This window comes from Thiomonas sp. TH-17, assembly GCF_057473305.1.
The window spans coordinates 1-4,278 of record NZ_JBYCKI010000298.1; the positions used below are offsets into that span (position 1 = coordinate 1).

The following is a 4,278-nucleotide window of genomic DNA, read 5'->3' on the forward strand; positions in this document are numbered from 1 at the left end:
AATTGCTGCCGCATAACTGGGCAAAAACCAACACCCCTGCCGCCAGCACCTGACCTTCACTTCGGGTGTCAAGAGGGGTTGGCGGGACGCTTACACAGCGGGTAATACAAGTGACGGTCGAAGCTGATGGCCACCATGTGCGGCGCGTTCCATTTTCTGGCCTCGCCGATCTTGCCGTCCGCCACCAGCTTCTTCAGCACTTCCAGCTTCGCCTGATACTCCAGACCGTCGTCGCTGTTCTCGATCTCGAACTGGTACAGCTTGAGCATCGACCCGTGGTTTTCGTCGATGTGGGTAATGTCGTAGAACTGGCCTTCGTAGCCGGTCTTCAGGGCCTTGTAGAAGCGGTCGGTGTAGTCCGTCAGCAGTCGCAGCAGGATGTCTTCCTGCTTGCGGATATCGGCGAAGGTCGTCACGTTCAGTTCCGCCGCCGGAATGAACAGCGTGTACCAGTCCTGCGCGCCCACGCAGAAGTCGATCAGCTTCTGCCGTTCCAGCCGCAAGTTGCTCCAGCTGCGCTGCAGCTTGTAATCCTGCAAGGCCAAATAGACCCGATCCCAGTTGAAAGCCGGGAACAGTGTCTGGTTCAGCTTGCCCTTGTTGCGGGCTTCAGTCGTGGGGGCTGTGCCCTTGTCCTTGCTGGACAGCGCCTCGACGCGCGGGTACAGGTCGAGCACCACATGGGGTGGCTTGATCTTGCCCTGGAACTGCGGAGGAATTTCGTACAGCCACGGGAAGTGCGTGCGCTTGAACCCGAGTTTCTGGTTGTCCTTGTAGCCATCCTTCAGCGCCAGGGTCTTGAGCTTGCCCTTGGGCAGGTTGGCCCGTGTCGGGAAGTCCAGCTCGAGAACTTCGTCGCTGGGCGTGATGCCTTCCTCGCGCAGGTAGTCTTTGAACGCGGCCATGTAGCTGGCGCGCACGCCGAAGATGTTCAGCGCCTCCAGCTTGTCCAGATGCACGCCCTTGGGCCGGTCCTGCGGCAAGGTGCGCTTGAGCGAGAAGCCCTTGCCTTTGAGGCGCACCCCGCGTCCGAACAACTGGATGATCTGCGAGCCTTCACCCTGGCCCATGTTCAGCAGACCCATCGTGGACACGCGCCAACTGCTCCAGCCTTCCGTGAACTTGCGCGAGCCGATCAGCACGTTGAGGCGGCTGTCCTTGTTGTTCAGCGTGCCGAACAGCGCGCCGCCGAAGTCGTCGCGTTCGCTGTCGAAGGCTTCGACGTCCTCTGCCATCCCGAAGAAGCCCGCATCGTCGCCGATGTTGATAAGGCCGAAGGGCTCTGCATCGCCCACGCGCAACGCCAGCTCACCCTTGCTGTTCTTGATGTTGACCAGTTTCAAGCGCTGACGGGCGGAGGCATTGAACACCCGCAGCAGGATGTCGGCGTACAGCTCATCCACGCGACCGCCGAACCCCATCAGGGGCGTGAAACGCCCGCTGAAGATGTTGTTGCCCTTGGCATCCAGAATCTGCGCTTTGTCCGCAATCAGGTCGACCAGCCAGCTCTTGATCTGCGCGTCGCTGTTCAGGAAATCGGCGAGGAAGTTCACCACTTCCAGGATGTCCGACTCCTCGCCTGACACCGTGTTGCCCACGAACACCCACAGCGGCTTTTCGATGTTGAAGTCGGCAAGCGCCGAGCGGTGCGTGCTCCACAGCCAGAGCTGTTGGTAGTAGGCCAGCAGGCAGGCGGTGAAATACTTGCGCGCGTTATCCGCCTGCTCGTAGGCCTCTCCGCTCATGTTGAGGATCAGCGACTCTTTGCCGTAGCCGTCCTCATAGAAGAACTTGTACGAGTAATCGAACAGGATGCACTTGGCGTAAATCTCGCGCGTAGCGGTGATGCGCGCGCGGCGCTTGTCCTCGGCGGTCAGCGCAAGTTGTGCCTTCTGCCCGTCGTCCAGACTGCGCAGACTAGTGGTGTTGAACAACATCTTGGCGCGCTTCTTCTGGATGTCTTCTTCCGCCGCCGCCACGATCATGCCCTTAGCCACTGCCTGCCCGAAGGTGGCCGAGTACTCGAAGGCAAAACCACCGCGCACCAGCGCATCGCGCCGCGCCATCCACGCGCCTGCCGCCGTGCCAGTACCACGGTGGCCTTCGTCCACCAACACTAGGTTGTTGCCCTCGAAGGCATCCACGGCGACGGTCTTGTCGCCCATCTCATCGCCCAGCTTGTTGATGTCGATGATTTCGATGGTGCCGCGCGCGGGTGACTGGGCCTTGTTGAAGAACTGCGAGAACCCGAAGCCGGACAGGTGCAGCTCCTCCAGATGCTGACGGCTCAACCCTTCGTTGGGCGTGAGCAGGATGATCTTGCTCGGGTAGTGATCGCTGCGCCCCGCCTGGAAGTAGTGCAGGTACTGGCGGATGTTGACGTGCAGCAGCAGGGTCTTGCCGCTGCCGGTGGCATTCCAGAAGGCGATCTTGTTCAGGTCGTCCACTTCGAAATCGCGGAAGGGTTCCGCGCCCGTCTCAGCGCGGTAGCGCGTCATTTCCTCGTTCAGGCCATCGAGCAAGTCCTGACGGTGGTTGAAGTACCAGTCCAGATACAGCTCGGTGAACAGCAGCGAGAGGTACTGGAAGTACTTCATCTGAAGTTCGTGGCCTTCCAGCTTGTTGCGCTGGGCGGTGATGGCCTGCCAGTGGGCGACGACGTTCAAGTCGTAGCGCCGCAGGTCGGCCTCGGGCACCTTGTTGGGATCGAACAAGCCTCGGATCAGTTCGTGGAAGAACTTGGTCTGGCCGTCCTCGTCGATGCCCTCAAAGCGGTCATCGCCCAAGCGCATCTTGAGTGCCGCCAGCGTGCCGCCCTGAAAGAAGCCCAGCACCCAGCGGTTGAGCACCAATTCCTGATGGAAGCTGCGCTTCTTGCCGCCGCGAGTGGAACCGGCTGCGCCGCTTGCGCCCAAACCGGCGACAGGGGTCTTGCGTGGCCGTGCCATCAGATGTCCTCCACGGAGAACATGCGCTCCAGAAATTCCGGCTCGATCTGGCGCAGCTTGAGCACGCGGGTGGCACCGCCTTCCTCGGCCGTCTGCGTCAGCACGGTGGGAATGTTGTGGTCGCCGTTGATGTAGACCACGTCGAACTCGTTGTCCGCCGGGTTGATGGCCAGCTTGTCGCAGAGCTTGCTGATGCCTTCGTAGTCCAGCACATCGCAATCGCGCCACAGCACGAGGCAGCTTTCACCGCTGGGCAGCGTGCCGGTAACGGTGACAAAGCCGCGCTGCGGCTGGGCGTCGATGTGCTTCACGCGCAGGCCGATCAGGAAATTGAAGGTTTCGACCAGATCGATCTTGCGCGGCTCGAACGCGCCCGCCGAGTCCACCGCCACGTTGAGGGTGTAGTCGAAGGGCCTCTTGAAGTCTTCCACCGATAGCAACGAGCCACGGCTCTCCACGTCCAGCAGGTAGTTGAACAGGTAGTCGTCCTTGGCCTGCTGCGGCAGCGTGTTCAGCAGATCGCCCTGCGCGGACGTGCGGCGCAGTTGCAGGTTGTTCAGGGTGTCTTCGTAGCCCTCCAGCTTTAATACTTTGAAAATGGAGGATGCGTTGGCAGACGCAATCGCCTTTTGCAATCTTGCCAATGTCTTGGTATTGAATGTCTGATGATCGGACTCGCAGGCGATCAATTTGGTTCGCTTCGCTTCGACTTGCCAGCGATTTATCACAGCTTCGATGGTAGTGCCTGACCCAGCAAAATAATCAACAACCGTACTGCCCTCTGTCCGAGCAGCCTCGAGCATTCTGGAGATTAGCTTTATTGGTTTCTTTCCGTTTTTAAAGTCAACCCCACCCTCGTTATCAAGACCTGTTGTGGAAATATCTTGCCAGAAATCGCCAGGGTGCGTCTGGAGGTTGCTTGAGGCAAAAGAAACTTGAAGCCTAGGGCGGCTGGCCGCATCAGCGTCACAACGCTTCACAAGATATCGATTGCCCTTTGTTGTAGTCACAACCAAAAATGGCCTGTTATGACCTTGGGATTCTTTCGCCACGAGATCACGCAAGCCGGGAGTGACAGCAACAATTTGAACGATGCGATCGGCATTTTCGAACTTCCAACTTTCACGATCAGCCGTTGGAATAGAGAGCTGATCAGCGACAGCATTGACATTCTTAATTTCGATTCTTTGTGCAATATCATTAAGCGCCTCGACACCAACATCAGGGTTGTCGATGCCTAACAGGCTGCTGAAATACTTCCGTCTGCAGTCCACGGCACCGGCGTGTGAGCCGTTATGCAGTGAGCCCCCTCAGATCTACTGGAGACCCG

At 59.0% G+C, this 4,278-nt stretch carries 2 protein-coding genes; both read right to left on the bottom strand.

The window, feature by feature from the left end:
- Positions 1–68: 68 nt before the first annotated feature.
- Positions 69–2,948: a DEAD/DEAH box helicase family protein gene (locus AC2VLV_RS16535; protein ID WP_486991006.1), complete on the bottom strand. Its 2,880-nt coding sequence runs from the start codon at positions 2,946–2,948 to the stop codon at positions 69–71.
- Positions 2,948–4,222 carry a DNA methyltransferase gene (locus AC2VLV_RS16540; protein WP_486991007.1) on the bottom strand — a complete coding sequence of 425 codons (1,275 nt, stop codon included), beginning with the start codon at positions 4,220–4,222 and terminating at the stop codon, positions 2,948–2,950. The genes AC2VLV_RS16535 and AC2VLV_RS16540 overlap by 1 nt, the downstream gene beginning before the upstream one ends.
- Positions 4,223–4,278 lie beyond the last annotated feature (56 nt).

Excerpts from the sequence above, each read along its gene's own strand:
- AC2VLV_RS16535 (WP_486991006.1), bottom strand. The coding sequence starts at position 2,948 with ATGGCACGGCCACGCAAGACCCCTGTCGCCGGTTTGGGCGCAAGCGGC.